This window comes from Cellvibrio japonicus Ueda107 (assembly GCF_000019225.1).
GTDB classification, from domain to species: domain Bacteria; phylum Pseudomonadota; class Gammaproteobacteria; order Pseudomonadales; family Cellvibrionaceae; genus Cellvibrio; species Cellvibrio japonicus.
This window is the reverse complement of record NC_010995.1, coordinates 2,858,980-2,878,522: the sequence shown is the minus strand read 5'-3', so window position 1 is coordinate 2,878,522 and position 19,543 is coordinate 2,858,980. Positions and strand designations below refer to the sequence as shown.

Genomic DNA, 19,543 nt, shown 5'->3' with positions numbered 1-19,543 from the left:
TAATAAATGAAAAATTTTGCATTATTACTTATGTTCAGTTCTTCATTTGTATTTTCCCAAGAAATTCAGTTGGTAAATGCAGTGCCAAGTGATTTTGGTAAAACGCAAAGGACAAGCGAAGAAAAGGTTGCTTCTCAAGTTATATCGCAAGTTGTTAAAGATAATGGGTTAAGTGATTCATTAAGTTTGGCATATACCAATATGGGGGCAGGAAATAATTGGTATCGCCTTTATGATAACTATCATATTTACGGGGTGAATGTGTCTACTAAACAATACCTCGGTAGTTGGAAACTGGGAGCTGCCAGTCCTTGCGCAGTTGATGATGAGCCAGAGGATTGTATGACACCTTGGTGGACAGGTCGCTGGGGATCCCAAGAATTTATAGAGGCGGAGTACATAGAGCGAATTCAGGATCACGGCATATTGATCCCGTTCCGTTCAGCATACAATGAGGATGAGCTTGGCCTGTATGGATGCTTTAACCATAATTCACTGCGTTATGGTGATCTGACAGGAGATGGCAAAGCAGACCTGGCTATATTTTTAATGAATGACTTTGTGATTTTCTCGCCAGAGAAGAAAAAGACCATATTTGCAGTTATGTACAATAATCCCGATTGGATAAACTGGCCAGAGTTGATTGAGAACGGATTGGCGCTGACGAATGAAGATAATGATCCGCAATATGGTTCCCGTAAGCTATACGAAGAATTGGGTACTACTGATATTGGTTATCGTGGATATGCAAAGATATATGTGGGTAGTTTTGAAGCTGAAAACACGCAAGGTATATTGGTATGGCGAAAGTTTTATCAGTCGAGGTTGAAGAAAGACCCGGTCAAAGGCTTTGAAAAGATTCGTGATACCTATATCCACTACAAACTGGTGAATGGTGAATATCAAAAGCAATCTACTGCATCAGATACTGTCAAGAGCTGGCTGGAAGCTAAGAATCTAACTTGGCAAAAAGGCTATCCCAGCAAGAGTGAATGTCCAGGCCAGGTCGGACAGCTCATTCCCGAAATGCACGACCCATTGCTGAATGATCCTGATGTGTTGAAATAGTTTATATTGAGTGATTGATAAAAACGGCAAGTGATGAAAATCCCTTGCCGTTTTTGTTTTTAGGTATAAAGAAAATGAAGTTTTTCGTGATTCACTCGGCACATCCCTGTGCCTCGCCCTTCGGGCAGCTTCGCTGTGCAAAAAGGCTGTCCTGCCTTTTTGTCCACCCATAGGCCAGTTAATACTGGATTGCAGCGGTTTGAAAGATGAAGAGATTAGCAGTTGCGTTAATATAAGCTTGGAGGAAGACGACCAGTAATGCGGCCCGGATAAAGGCAAGACGACTGCCAATAATGTGATTGGTACAGACGGCGCGAGCTTGAGCAGTGATGAAAAGATTACAATCTATACCACGTGGTGTGACAAGGAGGAGCGCTTGTTACCGGAGGGGCTGGGAGAGGATCATTGATACGTAGTAATGATGAGATACTTGTGCCGGTGAAGGCTAAGGTGTATATCTCAAGAGATTTTTTAGTTGAAATGCCCCATTTCTGTGGCTAGCCTGATTTTATAATGAATTTTATTGATGTCTTTTGATTGATATATTTTCCTTATGGGTAGGGATTGGCTTTTTCTTTCCGTGAATTCGACATCTAATGAGGGACACCATGAAAAATGAAAATGTAACAGTAGAATATTCACTGGATGATAAAAAGAAAAAAATATTTAGTTTGATTTTGATGTTTATTTTGGGGATTCTGATTGTATCAATAGCTGCTTTGTTAGAGGACAGTCAATTTATAAAAACAGTGTTGACCCCTATTGGTGGGGTGATTATTGGTTTCGGGCTGACTTCAGTTATCTCGTTGGTTTTTTCTCCAACACCTTTTGAAGGGGTGTTAAGGATGATAAATGAATTGTTACTCATTCCATGGCGGTCTAAGGAAGAAGAACTTATCCCATTTAGGAGAAGATTTTTTGGCTATCTATATACAACAAGAGATGGAGTGGGAAAGTGGATTTACAGGGATTTTGATTTTGGTAATGCTGAATTACCTGGATATCTACATGCAACAATTCAATATCCCTTAAATGTGAATACAACAGCGAAATATCAATATTATGGTTTTCCCGTTAAGAATCGGCTGATATTAATCGGTGTTAATTCTCATCTTAAAAATGAGCCTGCTGTAGTTCAAATCATACCGAAATATGGACAAAGTGGAATTTATGCCGGGTTGGCTATCTTGGAAACCATTTCCGGTGAGAACATTATTACCCCTACGCTTTTATCTGCTGAAAAATTAGTGGATATAAATAATTATGGTGTCATAAATGATGCGGAAGCCGAAAGTCATTTAAATAGATTGTGGAAGCGGGAATTTAAAAGTAGCCTTCATTTGTTGCCTGAATAATGGGAATTTATAAAATTTTATTTTTGAATTTACATTCAGCTGGTTGAGGTTTTTATGTCTTATTCTACGTTAGCAAAAATGAGTTCTTCAAATATTACATTGCAGGCCAAAAGCAATAACAATGGACTTTCGAAATTTTTTGATAATCGAGCTTCCAATGTTGTTCAGCAGCAGAGCCTTATGCAAGATAGCCCCCAGGTTTTGGTTCAGCGTGCTATGCAAACTAAAATGGAAAACTCTCCTGTGGTACAACGGGTTCATATAGGGCGAGAACCGGATGTTCCCAATAATTATAGGGCCAGAACTACTCTTACCGGTTCAACACGATTTCATTATGGTGGTGGCCCTATGAATATTGCCGCAGGCATATATGCAAATAATATGGCAAATGCAACAGGAGCCGTTCCTTTGCCTGCTCCTGTTGTAGGGGGGGAGTCAGATCACAGTGGGCAACAGTTATTAGATCGAAATTATGCAAGTAATAACGAGCCGCAAATTGATCACATCGTTCCGGTGAGTAATTATGGGGCAAACTCATACAGCAATGCACGTATTTTGAGTACTATTGAGAACAATAATGGTGTAGCGGCTCGACCAGGGGCAGGTAACATCGTCACGAAAGCCTATCGAAACCTTCGCATACAAGATACGGCAGGTTTTGATGAGACGGTTAATCAGGATACAGCATTAACCGCTAATCAGAATGCAAGAATAAACACTTTTGGTGGTATTGGTCCTGCAATTAATGCTCATAGTGGTACCCAATCAAATAACGTGACGCTTACCGAATGGTAGTAGCGTAGTTTGGTTATTTGAGGTGAGTTCGTTGACACTCATCATCCGGTGTTCGCTATCGGGAGGGTAATAGGCCTGTAAGACAAGGAAATAGCGGGTATTTACTCCGTTTATATGTTGATTTTTGTGACAAAATGACAGGAGACTGTCGTTTTTATTTATATATAATGCTGATATATTTCCTCTTCCTCCTTGTTAATAAAAAAGATACCTATTTCGATACTTATTGTCACTAAGTCGCTTTGCTGCCTTGAGTGAAATAGACAACAACTGAACTGACACGGATTTTAGGCATAATTATGTTAAATCTCTCTCGGCTGCTCCCCCGGTTTATCTGCCTGGCTTTCCTCTTTTTATACAGTGCACTTTCCCCTGCAGGGGAAGCCTTCAAGCATGGTGCAGTGATGGCTCGTGCTATGGTGCTGGACACTCAGGGTAAACCGATCCTGGTGGAATATAACGAGGATGGGGAAGAGGTCAGTGTTGTTAACTGGACCGGGGAGTTTAAGGATCTCAGCATTATTTCTGTACATGAATATCGTATGGAAAAGGCCCGGTACGATGTCTATATGGAAAGCCGAAAGGATGATCTGGCTAAGGATGCAGAGATAGTTTCAGTCGAAAAATTTAAACAGACCGATTACAAGGCGGCAGATGGCAAGACCAATATCATTAAGCCACAGCTGAAATCCTATGTAAAAAGTGTGTTGGTTCGAGGGCAGAGTAACCGTATTTTGACAAGTGGTCACTCGGGTGCCTGGGAACCATTGGTCTTATTATCGTTTAGTGTAGATCTTTCTCAAGAGGCACCCGGGATCCCGGAAAAAGGAACATTGTTGCTAAATGATAAAGGACAGGTCATTCACAGTACGGTGAACAATATTGCTCCACGGGTGGGCTTCTTTGGCGACCCTAATGAATCGCAGGAGTTTTATAGCGGAATACGTAAATATGATGATGAAATTTTCGGGCCAGTTAAGCACGTAAAGGTATATATCAGCCCGGAGGTATTTCCAGGCAGTCTGGCATTAACAGACAGTCAAGGCAAATACAGTATGCGTTTTTATCTCCCCTATTGCCCGGGAGGATTTGACTATACAACAGATGTCTGGGCCGAACTGCATTACGCCAATTTTAGCCCTTATGGCGCACCACTGATTCCTTATTATTTGCGTCGTCAGGACTGGACATATTGTTACGATCCATTACCTGTTGGTGGTTTTTTAGGGCTTGCGGCTTATGTCAATGCTTCTGCGATGGCTGCCTCCTTGTCCACATATTTCTATAGTATTGATTTGAAAGTTGATGTGATGTTCCTTTCTGGCCGGATTTTCCTGCGCAATCCTGATGGCTCACCAATATCGGTAACCAATATTACCGAGTACGAAGCCGAAACCGCGGATAATAAGCGCATTTCACAAAACCATTATGATTTTGATGGTGATGGTGAATATGACACCGTTGTTTTGGGGCGTATGGTAGACCAGCCGCAAGAAGATGGTTCTACGAAAAAGGTGTTTGAGCCTTACCCCGCCGAAAGTTTGGAAAACCTGCAAGATCCTGCTGCACTTCAAGGGATATATCTCAGTTCGTCGATTAAAAAAGGTTCTGGCGCAACGGATTCAGAGCCTGATTTTGTTCGGCTGGCCGATACAGAAAAGAAATTCCAGAGCAATGGTTTACTCAAATCTATTAGTAAAGATGATTTTAAAAATACCGATATTTTGGTATTCCGTGAGTCAACCGGAAAACTGGTTTTGGAGCGCCAGGGGTTAAAGGATGAAGAAATTAGTAGTCGGGTGGATATCGGCTTGGGAGAAGGTGAGCAGTCCTACTTCTATCGCCTGATGTTGCGTGGACCCATGGACCACAACCTGAATATAGGGGCGATTAACCGTAGCAAGAATTGGGAAGATTGGGCGGAAGACTATCGTTTGGCAGAGCCGTTGCGCAAGCGAGAGGCGGATCACCTCAAATCAGGGGAGTGGATTCGCCTGGTGGTCATCAATCGTGCTACCGGTTATGTGGGGACTCAGCGCATCCAATTAACGGATGCCAGCATGAACAGTGGCAGTTTACTCAGTGTAAAACTTGAAGATACCTTCCTTGAGCCGCCAAACCTGAAGATCTGGGCGGAGCGCAAATATACTCTGGACAAGGGGGTTGTGAATGCCGAAAACAAAGATAAAGAGTATTTGGTTGGGCAGGAAGGTGCAGCCTTAACCAGCGATACAGCTATCGAGGTTTTTACCGAGTGGCTGGATCACGATGGCCGCCCATTGCCGGAGGGATTAAGTGAGGATAATGGGAAACAGTATGGGCTGACCGGTCGATTGGCGCGTGCTGCGGGCAATCAGAGCCTGGTGGCTGTATCGCCAAGTGACTTGGCCAATTTCCCTATTCCCCCTGGGCGTAACACCCAGGTTCTGAAAATCAGCGATAACCTGACGACCCCTGAGCATTTTTATGTTCATGTATCCGGCACCCAGAAAAATGAAAAGCCGGATTTCAGCGGTACCAATTTCGGCGTTGGCCTTGAGGGGCGACCACAAAAATTCACGCCATTCTTAACCCCATTATTTGATGAAAATGATACATGGCAGATTTATAAGGCCTATCGTGATCTCAAGCGTGAGCAAGACGATGACGAGAGTTCTGAGCCTGTAGTTGATCTCATAAAACCCCTGCCAACCTATTCGTGGAGTTATCGCCCCGAATATCAGTTCAGTCAATATGAGCTGGAAATTGCAGAGATTAACCGTATTACTGAACGGGATGATGGTGTAGAGGAAAAAACCAATATCTTTGATGCAAAAACACCTGTTATTGCATCGACGGACAAACTGATCGAGGTGTTGTATTCATTATTTGGGGCTGGTGTTGATCGACTGAACCCTATAGATGGCCCACAGGATTTGGTATTGGCACTGGGGGAGGAAGAAATTCGCCTTAGTGTCGAGCCAAACCAGCAAATACGCTTTGAAAACATAGAGCACTTGGCCGGATTGTCTCCGGAGGATTTCCTGACGATTCGTTTGTATTCCAATCAGGATGCAGGGAACATACTCTGGGAATATGCCTTTGAACACCTCATTCTGGATACCCAGCTTGCAGGCTTTGATGCAAATGCAGGACGTACCCTTTATGTCAGTGCCGACGATCCCGTAGTGCCATTACAGGCGCGGCTGCTGGGTTATGCAGACCGTTCAGAAAAAATCAAAACCCCCATCGTGGTTAATTGGAGCGCGCCTGGCGCCAGCCTGGAAACCACCTCTGAAAGCGATGATGACCAAGGTGTTTTCTTTAACGAAGTGCGTTTACCACCGGTAACCGGCGCTTCTACCCGTGTTGCCATCAAGCTGGTGGGGGTTGAGGAAACCAAGGCCGAATTGCCTAAATTTGAAGTGGTTCCCGGTGTACCGGCCCAGATTTCGGTGGATCAATCCCAGGGCAACCTATCGGTCGGCGGCCTTGGGCAAACCACCGTCACCTTTGTTATCCGGGATAAAAACAATAACCTGGTGGCGGACGGTACGGGTGTCAGCTTTTTCCCGGAAGGGGCGTTGCTGACAGTGTCGGCGGATACGGCGACGAGCAGCGGCCGTGCGAGCGTCACGATGGAAGGTGGCGATTATGCCGAGCAGGCCAGGCTGACCATTCATGTCGGCGACCAGTCCCACACGATTGATCTGAATGTGCGTCCACTCAATGTAGCGCTGTCTGCGCCGACGAATCTGGAGGCCGGCAAGTCCGGCCCTGTCGTTGTTACGGTCACGGATCAGGATGGGGCACCGGCAGCGGGTATCGATGTCAGCCTGGGCAGCACTTACGGTTATTTGCAGGCCACGGAATTAATCACCGATGCCAACGGAATAGCCACTACCACCGTAACTGCACCGGGTTCCCAGGGGATTGGTGAAATCACCGCACAGGTACTGCGCACCTCGGTCAAGCGTCAGGCCTTCAGCGTTAACTATGGTAATCCGGAAGAGCGCGACCTGGAGGTGGCCAATGCAGCGGTCATAGGTGACCGCGCCGGCAATGGCACCTTCACCTATGATCGGTTCGATGGTGTCGGCGTCCATGTCCCTTACGAAACGACCGCCGATATCCAGGTCAAGGGCGCGGTGGGTGAGCCGGTAACCGTGACCCTGGGGGATAGCCACGATCCGAACCTTGCGCCTATCGCGGCCTATTTCTTTAACCAGATAGATGACAACACCCTGGATGATGACGGCGGTCGCTTCCCGTTAAAGGGAATGCAGGTATCGCCGCAGCAGAATGCCCGCCTGGGAGCGGGCACGAGCATGGCGTTCAATCCGGGCACCAGTAAGGCCTGGGGCGATGGTGTCAGTGCCCTGGGTTTAGCGCAGAACACGGGGTTTACCCTGGAGGTGTATCCCAAGGGTGAGGTTGGCGGTGATCTGGTCAACCTGGGGCAAGGTGGCCAGCGCCTGAGCTACAGCGGTATGCGCTTTAGCTACCGTGTACGTACAACTGAAGGTGACTTTACGGTCACCAGTAATCCGATCTTTCCCGCCCGTTGGTATCAGGTCTCTGCCCGTTATCAGGGGGGCAAGCTGGAGCTGTGGGTCAACGACCAGCGTTACGAGACCCCGGCCAGTGGCGCGGTAGATTATCTCTGGAGTGGTAACAGCAGCGGCAATGATGACCCTGAAGCCAATCATGACCTGGTAATTGCCGGCGACTTCAACGGCTATCTCGACAATCTCAAATGGTACAACTGGGCTTCATCACCGGTACTGACCTTTGCCGATGGCAGCACCCAAACCACCGTCACCCTGGTAGAGGAACTGGAAACCCTTTCTCTCAGGAGTACCGGCAAGCTGCATGAACATGGAGGCCAGATCAGCTTGCATCGTGTAGCGGTGCATACCGATAAGGTTCACCAATATGCGTCGCTGATCTCCCTGCAAGCCTTCGAGGTGATGGCGGGAATGCACAGCGAGGGCACCCCGCTGGATTTGCAGACGGTTGCCCTGCCGCTGAACTTCCTGTTCCCGCAGGCCCATGCGGGATTCTGGGGTGGAGTGATGGGTGTGGTGGGTTTCTTCCTGCCGGTACAGGAGTTGGGGATAGTACTGCAACAGTTGGCCTATGCGGTCACGGATCCGGACAAGTTTGAGGGAGATACGTTTATCGTCAACCTGATCATCGCAGCGACCTATTTGCCGCCGGGGCGGGTCTTGCAGCCGTTTGCGAAGAGCCTGGGAGTCCTCTTCAGGACGCTGAAGGGTATCAATCCCAAGTTCCTGAAGTATTTTGGGGGCATGTTCAGCGGAGTGATCTCGCGGGCGAAGAAGGGGCAGTTCGATATTCTGTGGCACATGATCCCGTTCTTTATCGTGATAGCGGAGATGTACAACGACCCTGAGGCGAGGAAGGGATTGGAGTTTATGTTCAGGACGGTGGACAGTGGAGAGGACATTCTGAGCTGGGTGGAATACCTGGCGCTGCCGGCGGAGGGTTGGGATGGCGATGGAGAGATACCGGAAGTAGCCTTGTTTGAACCACAACAACCGGCGTTGCCGCTGGGTTGGATGATGAATCAGGCTTATGCGCAGAAGAATGTGCTTAAGAGAATCAGTGGGAAAGTGGCTGGCGCTTCTCTGGCCAAAGCAGTCAATAGGATTAGTAAAGAATCTGCTGAGCATTTGCCGGATACGCTAAAAGTGATTGTACAAACGGCAAAATCAGCCGATGCAGCGGCTATCAGAAAATACCTGTTTAAACCTGGGTTACTGGTGGCTGCAACGGGTGTTGCGGTTAGACAAGGTGCGAAAGGTGTGGCTAATTTCCTGAAGGGTAAAACTAATGCTCGTTATAAACCAATAACGTTTATTGCCACAGTAGCTTATTTGGAGTGGGAACTTGCTTGTGGCAGGTTGTTGGATATTAAATCAGGCGAAAAGAAAGATGCTACTGCAGAAGAAAAAGCAAGTGCATCAGATAATCTTGCCGCTTTGGAGTGTGACGATAAAGGTATTACCGGAGGGAAAAACCGTTGGGAAGTTTATAGCCTTTATGAGCGAGTGTTGGCGGATTCTATAACCAAGGAATTTGATGAAGAACCGATAGTTGATGAGGGCGAAAATTACCGGGATTTTGCCCATGGTCATGGAGCCATGTATCACCTGAACCAGATTGCGTACTATCAAATACTGCATCGTGCAGGAGGTAAGAAAATCAAGGCTATTGAGGGGAATCGGTGGATTTGGTTGTATAAAGATAGCGAAAAAAGAGTTGACTATGAGGATGCAACTAATAGAAAAGATAGTAACTTTAAAGAGAATATTTATGGATCATACAATCGCCGAGTGGATATTGTTCTGGAGTCAGGTAATGGTGCAGAGCAATGGATTGAGTTGAAGTCCTATTCTGCGTTATCGGATACGGGGCCAGGTCTGACAAAGCTTGCGGCGACGAAAGGAAAACCCTTTGAGGCGTGGGGATTGGGTAAAGGTCATAAAGGCAGTGAATATGTATTGCCCAAGCAATTTTCTCTGGACAGGGCAGCAGCTAATGTTAAACATGCACGTATGCCTTTAGATGAGCAGGATCAGAATCAGGTTATATCGGTATCAAATGATTTTAAATGGCGCTTCCAGAAATTTAAAATCAAGTCCCCCAAGACTAACAAGCTTGAAGTGTCGCCTGGTTTGGGTAATCAAAATGATAAAGATACTATCTATGGTGGATTGACCCAGCCGATTCAGGAGCATCAAGGAAAGTACAAGGATATATTTGAAACCAATATGGGTAAAAATATTACTGCTAAAGACCATATTGAATATGCGGATTTGAAAGAGTTTTTACAGTCTCTGGCCTCAATAGGGTTTGAAGAGGCATTAGAGGCTATCAAAGAAGAAGAGTTATAGGAGTCAGCATGATTGATTTGTCGATTACAAAAGACCCGGAGTGGATAAAAAGGCGAGAGGCGCTATGGAAGCCTATAGGAGAAAGCCTGAGTGAAGGATTAAGGAAAAAGGAGGTTGAAAAAGTTCATCATTATTTTATGACAGGGACTCTTCGTGATGGCGAAGAAATGAGTGATGGTGCCAAGTTCTACTGGTTCCCAATTCAGACACCGGAGGCATGGGATTATATTTTTGAGCATATGTTTGATACAAAGGAAGCAGCATCGGAGTTTGAAAAAATATTTTATTTCCAGTTTGGCGATATGTCCGGTCGTGCGCTTGATGAGAGTCAGGAGCTTGCGATGTGGGATTATTTTGCAGGTGAAATTTTTCGGCCAGTGATTGCATCACGTGTTCCTGTAGGAAAAGAAAAAAAAATAGTTGGCTTTGACATTGATTACGGAAAAATTGCAGCAAAATTTTCTCTAGGTATTAAAGGGTGGTTGTCGGGCCTTTATGCTAATGAGCCAAAGTGGATTACAAAAATAAATTATTTTTCTAGTTATCTTGAACAGCTTCCGGATAATGTTTTTGAAAAAGATGATGAAGGTGAGTTTATTCATAGGGCGGCTAAAATAATTAAATCTATGTTCAAATCGATAATCGATTGTCAGTCGCAAGTAGGTTCTTTGGATGGGGATGCTCTTGAGGCTAGAATGAAATTTTTGACTAATTTCCCTATGGTTCTAGATTCTTTAGTTGTGTCTAATGAAATTAAAGAATTATGGCAAGAAGCTAAAAAAGGTAATCAATAAGCTGCATGGAAATTTATGTCGATATTAAATTCACCAGCCCTGAAAAGGATACTGACTTTTGGGTACAGCTAGCCGAAGGCTTGTGTGACCACAAACGTGGTGCCTGGCTGGAAGAACAATTTGACCGATTTGGTGAACAGGCATCAGCACTTATCACTGAAATTATGGACGAGTGCGATAAAAGTAATGCGGGTGGTGAAGCGTTAATTTTTGAATCCTGGGAACAGGATGGCAATCAATTTGAAACCTGTGTTAATGGCGGCTGGATCATCTTTGATTTGTTGCCCAAAATCCGTGAGTTATTGGAGCTTTGCGGTGTTCAGGATTTGTATATGGATAATCCTGAGGACAGCGAGTGGTAAAACCATAAAGCCACGACCACCGTAACCGCACCGGGCTCCCAGGGGATTGGTGAAATCACCGCACAGGTATTGCGCACCTCGGTCAAGCGTCAGGCCTTCAGCGTTAATTATGCCAATCCGGAAGAGCGTGACCTGGAGGTGGCCAATGCAGCGGTCATAGGTGACCGCGCCGGTAATGGCACCTTCACCTATGATCGGTTCGACGGTGTTGGCGTTAATGTTCCCTACGAAACGGCGGCCAGTATCCAGGTCAAGGGTTCCGTAGGCGAGCCAATCACCGTAACCCTCGGGGATAGCCACGATCCGAACCTTGCGCCTATCGCGGCCTATTTCTTTAACCAGATAGATGACAACACCCTGGATGATGACGGCGGTCGCTTCCCGTTAAAGGGAATGCAGGTATCGCCGCAGCAGAATGCCCGCCTGGGAGCGGGCACGAGCATGGCGTTCAATCCGGGCACCAGCAAGGCCTGGGGCGATGGTGTCAGTGCCCTGGGTTTAGCGCAGAACACGGGTTTTACCCTGGAGGTGTATCCCAAGGGTGAGGTTGGCGGTGATCTGGTCAACCTGGGGCAAGGTGGCCAGCGCCTGAGTTACAGCGGTATGCGCTTCAGCTACCGTGTACGTACAACTGAAGGTGACTTTACGGTCACCAGTAATCCGATCTTTCCCGCCCGTTGGTATCAGGTCTCTGCCCGTTATCAGGGGGGCAAGCTGGAACTGTGGGTCAACGACCAGCGTTACGAAACCCCGGCCAGCGGTGCGGTGGATTATCTCTGGAGTGGCAACAGCAGCGGCAATGACGACCCCGAAGCCAATCATGACCTGGTCATTGCCGGCGCCTTCAACGGCTATCTCGACAATCTCAAATGGTACAACTGGGCTTCATCACCGGTACTGACCTTTGCCGATGGCAGCACCCAAACCACCGTCACCCTGGTGGAGGAACTGGAAACCCTTTCTCTCAGGAGTACCGGCAAGCTGCATGAACATGGAGGCCAGATCAGCTTGCATCGTGTAGCGGTGCATACCGATAAGGTTCACCAATATGCGTCGCTGATCTCCCTGCAAGCCTTCGAGGTGATGGCGGGAATGCACAGCGAGGGCACCCCGCTGGATTTGCAGACGGTTGCCCTGCCGCTGAACTTCCTGTTCCCGCAGGCCCATGCGGGATTCTGGGGTGGAGTGATGAGTGTGGTGGGTTTCTTCCTGCCGGTACAGGAGTTGGGGATAGTACTGCAACAGTTGGCCTATGCGGTCACGGATCCGGACAAGTTTGAGGGAGATACGTTTATCGTCAACCTGATCATCGCAGCGACCTATCTACCGCCGGGTCGGGTTTTACAGCCATTTGCGAAGAGCCTGGGTGTTCTGTTTAAAACCTTGAAAGGGATTAATCCCAAGTTCCTGAAGTATTTTGGGGGCATGTTCAGCGGAGTGATCTCGCGGGCGAAGAAGGGGCAGTTCGATATTCTGTGGCACATGATCCCGTTCTTTATCGTGATAGCGGAGATGTACAACGACCCTGAGGCGAGGAAGGGTTTGGAGTTTATGTTCAGGACGGTGGACAGTGGAGAGGACATTCTGAGCTGGGTGGAATACCTGGCGCTGCCGGCGGAGGGTTGGGATGGTGAAGGGGAAATACCGGAAGTAGCCTTGTTTGAGCCACAACAACCGGCGTTGCCGCTGGGTTGGATGATGAGTCAGGCTCATGCCGGTGTAACTGGTACTGTTGTGCGTATTTCTGGTCGTGCATTTGGAAAAGCATTAGCGACAGTGGCTACGAGAGTATCTTCTGCTGAGGCTAAAGCATTACCCGATGCTATCAAGGTTATTAAAGAGAGTTTGAAGGGCGCTGATGCGAAAGATTTTGTGAAATACCTTCATTCACCAAGTACCTTAAAAGCCGCAGTGACATTGAATTTGAAGGCAGGGCAGCGCTCTTTGGTTAGTTTTGTACGAAATAAAGGCAATATGCGTTATTCAACGCCTGTTGTGCTTGCAACGATTGCGTATTTAGGTTGGGAAATGACTTGTGGTGCACTTATTAATCCTCAGGATGAACCAGATCCCGATGAAACACTTACTCAAGCGGATCTCAAATGTGACAATAAAGGTTTGAACCCACAGGTCTCTGTGCAGGTTGCGAAAAAGTTTGCTACTGCTTTTGGCGATGCAGCGACGGGCGGGAAATGGATTGAAGAGCCACCTGATGATGAAGAAAGCAATAATCTGGTATTGTCGGGAAGTGGTCATGGTGCCATGTTTCACTTGGTGCAGACAGCTTATTTCCAGTTGCAGCATAGGTATGCAAGCGGAGATCCTGTTAAATTTTTAGAGAAGCAACGTTGGGTAACGATTCAAAATAGAGAAAGCATGGAGGGTGCAATAGATGAGTTGTGTAAAAAAGGTAGTACCAGTGGTTGTATTGCTGCTTTTCGTAGAAATGTAGATATTGTTTTGGGGGAAGGGGATGTTAAGAAGGAAAATGGTCAATATCGTGCAAAAGCAAGGTAAAGGTGACGCCATCACCCACACCTGGAACAGAATTTAAAATCTCATAAGTGCGCTGCCATTCGGTCACTTCGCTGACCGCTTTGGCCAGTAACTGGTTGACCCATTCGATCTCTTTATCAAGCACTTTGATCAGGCGCTTATGCGTTGCTGCCAGTATGGCAGGCGCCTTGTGCTGACGGTTGAGCTCCTGGGTTCGCATCTCATTCAATTGACGCTTACGCGATAACAAGTCTCTGATATAGCGGACTTTTTTACTGTTTAATGGCCTAACCTCCGGCTTCATTACAGCACCAAATCGTGCGATTAAGCGCGAATCCAGCTTGTCCGTTTTGGCAATAATGCCTTGGGCTTTGGCGAACTGGCGCACCTGGGTTGGCTGCACAATGATGACCGGCAATTCTTTTTCCGTGCAGGCTTCTACCAAGCCGCGTTCGTAGCCACCGGTTGCCTCAACCAGAATGCGGGTCAGCTTGTAACGCGATAGTTTTTTCAGTAACGTGCGAATTCCTTCCGGGGTGTTGGGGTGTTGCAAATAAACATCAAGTTCGTAAATGCACACATCCAGCATGCTTTTACCGATGTCGATTCCTACATGTCTTTCGCGGCAATCAATGTGTGCGTTGGTAGTTGTATTCATAACTCACCCTTGCTACATTCGGGCTTGGAGCCCATTCGACTGTTCGAGTTAAAAGTAGAATCAGTAAGGTGCCCACGCTTGTTAACGGGCTCGATATACGGCGCCAGTAATCAATCGGGCTACCTTACTGAATACCTGTTGACGCAGGTATGGGCTCCACCTTATCGCGTTATGAATTTGATGGAAACGGTCGAAATCAATCATACAAAGCAATCAAACGGATGGTGAACCTCCCCCGATTTAGTAGACACTTTTTCTAACGAGAAGGTGTCATTATGCCAAGGTACAAAAATCCACGTAGGACATGGGCTTATTCAACAGAATTTAAAATCCGGGCGGTCAAGCTCAGTAGCGATCCTGATTACAAAATTAACGATGTGGCAGATGGCCTTGGAATACATCCGTAAGTCAGTTGATTCAAAAGATCTACACAGAAAGTGAGGGGCGCTATGGAAGCCCACGCATTCAGAAAGCACTTGAAAAGCAGGGACATTGCGTTGGTAAAAAGCGTGTAGAACGGCTTATCCCAGGGGAGTTATTGTTCACTCAGATAGAGGTGTGGAATTTATTGGCCATGAATACCAATCCATGCTCAGGTGGCATGGATTGGAACACAGTGTCAATCGTGTTGGTTGCTGCACCGATAATGCACACATGGAATCGTTTTACCACAGTTTGAAAACAGAATTGATTCGTGGGAGTACGCTTGAGAGTTTGAAGGAGTTGTGTTCGGCTATCGGACGGTATATAAACCGATTTTACAATACAGCCCGGTTGCATTCGGGTATTAATTACCAAAGTCCCGTTGAATATGAAGAACGTTTAGTGTGTAACTAAGTGTGTCTATTTTATCGGGGGAAGATCATGCCGCTACGCGGCGCGGCTTAATTCAGGCGTTATGGCAATCGGAGACAGCGTTGAGCAACGAACAAATTTTGTGGATGGTCCTATCATCTTTAGTATCGGGCTTGGCCGGAGTAGCAGTATCAACCTTTTACTACAGGCGCCATGAACAGCGAAAATCGAAACTGGACACGCTAAAGCGGTTCATGGCGAATCGGTACGATTTGACTGGCGACGAATTCTCTCGAGCATTAAACGAGATATTCATTGCGTACCATAGCTCAGCGAAGGTGATGAACGCTCTAAATCGTCACCACAAAGCCGTTACTACTCCTGGGGTAGATTCCGAAGATGAGTTGATCGTCCTGATCAAGGCAATGTGTCACGACGTCAATGTCAGCTATCGCGAAATGAATGACTCTTTCTTCTTGCGCCCTTATAACACCAGGCCAACGAGTCGACAGCCATAACAATCAGCAGCAGTGGACTAACTTTCCGCTGCTGCTACAAGTTGCCCGCTGTGCCGGGCGTTAGTGCTCATATGAAATTTGAACTGCTTACTGGAAAACGCGCTTTAGGTAGTGCCTATTCGAAAGACTATACGGAATGGGCTGAGTCTTTGCTGTATGAAAATGTTGAGTCTGAAAATGTCGCTATTCTAGCCAGTATGGGATATGAACGACATCCTGACTCAGAAGAAGTTGAAATATATTTTCAAAAATCGCTTAAGGATCTTGGTTTATCTCTTCCCGATAAAAAGAAAGGCCTAAAAATCTATGCGAAAGCTCTTTGTAAGCAAATCGTGTCTGGTGATCTTGAACCAGAAAAAGGCGTAGGTATTCTAGAAAGCTTCTATTTGAAATCTGATTACGAAGCAATCTATAGTATTTGGGATGAGCTAAGCGAAGATCTTTGGATGGTAAATGACCGCTCAGACTGTATTTTTAACACCGGATTAACCCCTGAAAATAAAAGTGAATACATAAAGGGAGTGGCAGCTCAATTCATAGATCTACTTGAAACGAATCTACCTGATCGTTTCTTTTATTTGTGTGCATGCCCAGAGTGCGGTTATATCGGTGAAAGTGAACTGGAGGTTATTGATAAGCCCTGGATGCCAGGTAGCCTCTACAGGCTTATCTATAGGCGAGGCCAAACGCAAAGGGCAATATGTGCGAATTGTAAAAGGCCATTTCCAAACAATATGAGCGACTATGAAGGCCGTAAACAGTATCTCAGCAAAAAGTGCTAACAAGGCGCTGCCGTCGGACAATTTTTCTGCGGAGTGCGACGTTAGACGTAAACTCCCCCAGCTCCCCCCGCATAAAAAAACACCAAGAAACTGTTGATTTATACAGCTTCTTGGTGTTTCATTATCCCTGCTTGCAACCCAAATAAAGGAGCATTCAAGCAGCAATTCTTACATTCAAAACCCTTTAAACAAAGGCGCTACCCCTGAGTGCGGTAACACCCAGAGGCAGCTAACCACAACAGACTAAACAGGAGTCCATTATGGCTAAGCGCAATGATAAGCCAGAGTTCCGCTCGACTGCAAAGTTTCCCTACCATCGCCAGCTCAAAGTCCGCGAAGGCTATTACGATTATCAGTTCCACAGCCCGACCTTCCGCAAAAAGTCCCGCCCGCGGTTTGTGCCGTTTATCCTGCTCAAAGGTTATTGGCTGGAGCAGGCTAACCTGCCGATTGGTACCGAGCTGCAAGTGACTGTCAGCCCCGGTCAAATCATCCTTTCCGCTTCATCCGATGGATAGCCTGGAGTGTGGCTATAGCATCCAGCCCAAAGGTCAGAGGCTTAACTGTTTAAACTCCGGCTCTTCCTCTGCGTATTGCCACACATAATTAAATTGTTCGCGCAGTTGTCGTACTTCGCGTGCGGCCTGGAAGTTGGCGAAGCCGCGGTAGGTGGCTTCGTCGTTTTTGTAGAGTAATTGGCTGTTGTCGCACAGCATAAAACCCATTTCGCTGTTGTTGGGTTCTACGGTCATTTTTTTCAGTTGGATTTTTCCGGAGAGGCGTTGTGTTAATCGAATCAGTTTATGGCCGCGTTCTATGGCAGGTTTGGTGTCTTTGACGAGTATCTGTACCTGTGCATGGCGGCTGGCGCGGGCAAAGTTGGAGAGGGCCTGGATAAATTCCGCCGTGTCATAGACGGGGGCGTCCAGGTCGCGGGTGAGGATGGCGATTTGGCGAATACTTTGTTGAACCAGCAAGAGGCTTTGTTGTTGAAAATCGTCGAGCCCGTCTAACAGCCATAAGTATTCACTGACACTGGATTGTTCGGCCATGGGGTGGTTCCTGTCATTGTGTTTTGTAGCGCATACTGATGTGGGGAATACCTGCATCTATAAAGATGTCGCCTTCAACTTCAAAGCCCAACACCTCGTAAAAATGCTGCCGCTCGCATTGGGCGTGCAGGTAGATAGGGGTTGTTGGCGAGAGTTGCCGGCAGTGGTTAATGACTACCTGCATTAATTGGTGGCCAATACCTTGCCCGCGCCGGGGTTTGAGTATGGCGACACGTCCAATATGGAATAGGGTTTGGCCGTTGTGATGTTCCTGTAGCAAACGTGCGCAGCCTATGGTTTGTTGATTGTCGGTGACCAGAAAATGCGTGGCACTGTTGTCCAATCCGTCCCATTCATCTTCCGCTGAGACCTGTTGTTCTTCCATAAAAACCAGCGTGCGGACTCGGGTGAGTTCCGCACTGTGGGTTTGCCAGTCAGTCTTTAATATTTCAACAGCCATGTTCAAAGTCCAATGTATAGGCTTTCCGGTGTTATTACTGTGACCGTCGGAGACATGGATGTCGACGACGAGCCTCCAGGGATGGATTCACGGCGTGTCACAGTAGTAACACCGGAAAGCCGCCGGTGGCACCGAATCTATTTTGCTTTATCGTTTTTGACGTATCTCTAAGTTGCACTGTGTCAGGTGGGGGTTCCGATATTTCTTCCGAGACACGCCGTAAACCCTTCCTTGGGGGCTCGAGTGCGGCATCCATGCCGCACACGGTCTCGGAAGAAATATCGAAACCCCTTGTGAGTTGGTCATTTTGATTATTCGTCGATTAACAGCGTTTCTTGATTGATTAATTGTGATAACGCTGCCACATCAAAAGGTTCTTGCACGAAGGGTTTGATTTGCACCCAGCTGATTTCTGTTTCGGCGCAGACTAACTCAGCCAGTTCGCGTGAACAGTTAATCGCTTCACCATCGGCAAATAAAAAGGTGCCGTTTTTATCGCTGTGGAAGGCGAGGCGCGCTGCCGGGTGGCGCCACAGCAATTGGCCATCGGCCAGTGCGGCTTGCCAGTCGTCGGCATCGATTTCCAGTGGTTCCTCGTCGGTTTGCTCCAGGTATTTGCGCTCGGTCATGTATTTGCCGAACCAGTGCGCAATGGTTTCCGGCGTCAGGTGTTGCTGGATGATGTGCTGCAATTGTGCAATGGCCTCGGGGCCGATTTCACCGGGATTGCTTTGCCGCTTTAAATCCGGATCGCTGTAGCGCAGGTCGTCGGCAATATTCAGCGCAACTTCCTGGCCGATTTCGGAGAGGATATCGGCATGGCTGGGAGCGCGGAAACCAATAGAGTAGGTCATGCAGTCATCACCCACCGCATTGCCCCAGTGGGCGATGCCGGGCGGGATATACAGCATATCGCCGGGTTCCAGTACCCATTCATCGGTGGTGTGGAATTCGCTCAAGATTTTCAAGCGCGTGCCTTCCACACGCGGTGAGTTGTTATCGCACACTTGGCCGATTTTCCAGTGGCGCTTGCCCAGTCCCTGCAGCAGGAACACATCGTAGTAATCGAAGTGGGGGCCGACACCGCCCTGGTCGGGGGCGTAGCTGATCATCAGGTCATCCAGGCGCCAGTTGGGAATAAAGCGGAAATAATCCAGCAACTGGTTTACCTCGGGTACCCATTGGTCTACGGCTTGAACCAGCAGCGTCCAGCGTTTTTCCGGCAGCTTGGCAAAGGTATCTTCGTCGAAGGGGCCGTTGCGCAATTCCCAGGGGGTTGCTCCATTTTCCAGCACAATGCGCGACTCCACCTCTTCCTCCAGCGCCAAACCCGCCAGTTCATCGGGCGCAATGGGCGATTCAAAGCCGGGAAAAGCATTGCGGATCAGCAGCGGTTTTTTCTGCCAGTAATCGCGCAGGAATTCTTCGATGGGCATATCGCCGAGATGGGTGAGGGGAGCAATCATGGTTGGTATCCGACACTGTGTTGATTCAAAAAACAAAAGGGCC

General features: G+C 47.5%; 15 protein-coding genes and 1 pseudogene. 12 read left to right on the top strand and 4 right to left on the bottom strand.

What is annotated here, in order from left to right; genetic code table 11:
• Positions 1-6: 6 nt before the first annotated feature.
• The 7 genes from CJA_RS12080 to CJA_RS12050 all read left to right on the top strand — a co-directional run bounded on the left by CJA_RS12080 (position 7) and on the right by CJA_RS12050 (position 13,790).
• Positions 7-1,068, top strand: coding sequence for a hypothetical protein (locus tag CJA_RS12080; protein ID WP_012488101.1), 1,062 nt, complete (start codon positions 7-9; stop codon positions 1,066-1,068).
• A 608-nt stretch (positions 1,069-1,676) separates the two neighbouring features.
• Entirely contained in the window at positions 1,677-2,423 is a 747-nt protein-coding gene (locus CJA_RS12075; RefSeq protein ID WP_041551494.1) for a hypothetical protein, read from the top strand.
• A gap of 54 nt (positions 2,424-2,477) precedes the next feature.
• Positions 2,478-3,218: a hypothetical protein gene (locus CJA_RS19345; RefSeq protein WP_148208863.1), complete on the top strand. Its 741-nt coding sequence runs from the start codon at positions 2,478-2,480 to the stop codon at positions 3,216-3,218.
• A gap of 299 nt (positions 3,219-3,517) precedes the next feature.
• Positions 3,518-10,117, top strand: a complete 6,600-nt coding sequence (locus tag CJA_RS19540) for a hypothetical protein (protein WP_187422466.1) — start codon at positions 3,518-3,520, stop codon at positions 10,115-10,117.
• 8 nt (positions 10,118-10,125) lie between these two features.
• Positions 10,126-10,911 (top strand): hypothetical protein, encoded by a 786-nt coding sequence (locus CJA_RS12060; protein ID WP_012488098.1) that lies wholly within the window; start codon positions 10,126-10,128, stop codon positions 10,909-10,911.
• Positions 10,912-10,916: 5 nt separating this feature from the next.
• On the top strand, positions 10,917-11,273 hold the full coding sequence (locus tag CJA_RS12055) for a hypothetical protein (protein ID WP_012488097.1): 357 nt from the start codon (positions 10,917-10,919) through the stop codon (positions 11,271-11,273).
• A gap of 69 nt (positions 11,274-11,342) precedes the next feature.
• Positions 11,343-13,790 carry a LamG domain-containing protein gene (locus CJA_RS12050; RefSeq protein ID WP_012488096.1) on the top strand — a complete coding sequence of 816 codons (2,448 nt, stop codon included), beginning with the start codon at positions 11,343-11,345 and terminating at the stop codon, positions 13,788-13,790.
• On the opposite strand, the gene CJA_RS12045 is transcribed toward CJA_RS12050, so the two are convergent.
• Positions 13,750-14,427 (bottom strand): IS110 family transposase, encoded by a 678-nt coding sequence (locus CJA_RS12045; RefSeq protein WP_012488095.1) that lies wholly within the window; start codon positions 14,425-14,427, stop codon positions 13,750-13,752. The two genes, CJA_RS12050 and CJA_RS12045, sit on opposite strands and share 41 nt — an antisense overlap.
• A 275-nt stretch (positions 14,428-14,702) precedes the next feature.
• Here CJA_RS12045 and CJA_RS20020 point away from each other — a divergent pair, with 275 nt between their 5' ends.
• The 5 genes and pseudogenes from CJA_RS20020 (at position 14,703) to CJA_RS12025 (ending at position 17,040) form a co-directional block, all read left to right on the top strand.
• A complete protein-coding gene (locus tag CJA_RS20020; protein WP_392397689.1) occupies positions 14,703-14,834 on the top strand; it encodes a transposase in 132 nt (43 codons plus the stop codon).
• Between the two features lie 8 nt (positions 14,835-14,842).
• Positions 14,843-15,264, top strand: a pseudogene (locus tag CJA_RS19095) (IS3 family transposase); the annotation flags it as partial.
• A gap of 104 nt (positions 15,265-15,368) precedes the next feature.
• Positions 15,369-15,740 carry a DUF6680 family protein gene (locus tag CJA_RS19935; RefSeq protein ID WP_337999149.1) on the top strand — a complete coding sequence of 124 codons (372 nt, stop codon included), beginning with the start codon at positions 15,369-15,371 and terminating at the stop codon, positions 15,738-15,740.
• A gap of 71 nt (positions 15,741-15,811) precedes the next feature.
• Entirely contained in the window at positions 15,812-16,522 is a 711-nt protein-coding gene (locus CJA_RS12030) for a hypothetical protein (RefSeq protein ID WP_012488094.1), read from the top strand.
• A gap of 260 nt (positions 16,523-16,782) precedes the next feature.
• Entirely contained in the window at positions 16,783-17,040 is a 258-nt protein-coding gene (locus CJA_RS12025) for a SymE family type I addiction module toxin (protein ID WP_012488093.1), read from the top strand.
• A gap of 33 nt (positions 17,041-17,073) precedes the next feature.
• On the opposite strand, the gene CJA_RS12020 is transcribed toward CJA_RS12025, so the two are convergent.
• The 3 genes from CJA_RS12020 to CJA_RS12010 all read right to left on the bottom strand — a co-directional run bounded on the left by CJA_RS12020 (position 17,074) and on the right by CJA_RS12010 (position 19,500).
• On the bottom strand, positions 17,074-17,574 hold the full coding sequence (locus tag CJA_RS12020) for a DUF7931 domain-containing protein (RefSeq protein ID WP_012488092.1): 501 nt from the start codon (positions 17,572-17,574) through the stop codon (positions 17,074-17,076).
• Positions 17,575-17,587: 13 nt separating this feature from the next.
• Entirely contained in the window at positions 17,588-18,034 is a 447-nt protein-coding gene (locus CJA_RS12015) for a GNAT family N-acetyltransferase (RefSeq protein ID WP_041551490.1), read from the bottom strand.
• 311 nt (positions 18,035-18,345) lie between these two features.
• Entirely contained in the window at positions 18,346-19,500 is a 1,155-nt protein-coding gene (locus tag CJA_RS12010; protein WP_041551489.1) for a cupin domain-containing protein, read from the bottom strand.
• Between the last annotated feature and the right edge of the window lie 43 nt (positions 19,501-19,543).

Excerpts from the sequence above, each read along its gene's own strand:
- CJA_RS12080 (WP_012488101.1), top strand. The coding sequence starts at position 7 with ATGAAAAATTTTGCATTATTACTTATGTTCAGTTCTTCATTTGTATTT.
- CJA_RS12075 (WP_041551494.1), top strand. The coding sequence starts at position 1,677 with ATGAAAAATGAAAATGTAACAGTAGAATATTCACTGGATGATAAAAAG.
- CJA_RS19345 (WP_148208863.1), top strand. The coding sequence starts at position 2,478 with ATGTCTTATTCTACGTTAGCAAAAATGAGTTCTTCAAATATTACATTG.
- CJA_RS19540 (WP_187422466.1), top strand. The coding sequence starts at position 3,518 with ATGTTAAATCTCTCTCGGCTGCTCCCCCGGTTTATCTGCCTGGCTTTC.
- CJA_RS12060 (WP_012488098.1), top strand. The coding sequence starts at position 10,126 with ATGATTGATTTGTCGATTACAAAAGACCCGGAGTGGATAAAAAGGCGA.
- CJA_RS12055 (WP_012488097.1), top strand. The coding sequence starts at position 10,917 with ATGGAAATTTATGTCGATATTAAATTCACCAGCCCTGAAAAGGATACT.
- CJA_RS12045 (WP_012488095.1), bottom strand. The coding sequence starts at position 14,427 with ATGAATACAACTACCAACGCACACATTGATTGCCGCGAAAGACATGTA.
- CJA_RS20020 (WP_392397689.1), top strand. The coding sequence starts at position 14,703 with ATGCCAAGGTACAAAAATCCACGTAGGACATGGGCTTATTCAACAGAA.
- CJA_RS19935 (WP_337999149.1), top strand. The coding sequence starts at position 15,369 with ATGGTCCTATCATCTTTAGTATCGGGCTTGGCCGGAGTAGCAGTATCA.
- CJA_RS12030 (WP_012488094.1), top strand. The coding sequence starts at position 15,812 with ATGAAATTTGAACTGCTTACTGGAAAACGCGCTTTAGGTAGTGCCTAT.
- CJA_RS12025 (WP_012488093.1), top strand. The coding sequence starts at position 16,783 with ATGGCTAAGCGCAATGATAAGCCAGAGTTCCGCTCGACTGCAAAGTTT.
- CJA_RS12020 (WP_012488092.1), bottom strand. The coding sequence starts at position 17,574 with ATGGCCGAACAATCCAGTGTCAGTGAATACTTATGGCTGTTAGACGGG.
- CJA_RS12015 (WP_041551490.1), bottom strand. The coding sequence starts at position 18,034 with ATGGCTGTTGAAATATTAAAGACTGACTGGCAAACCCACAGTGCGGAA.
- CJA_RS12010 (WP_041551489.1), bottom strand. The coding sequence starts at position 19,500 with ATGATTGCTCCCCTCACCCATCTCGGCGATATGCCCATCGAAGAATTC.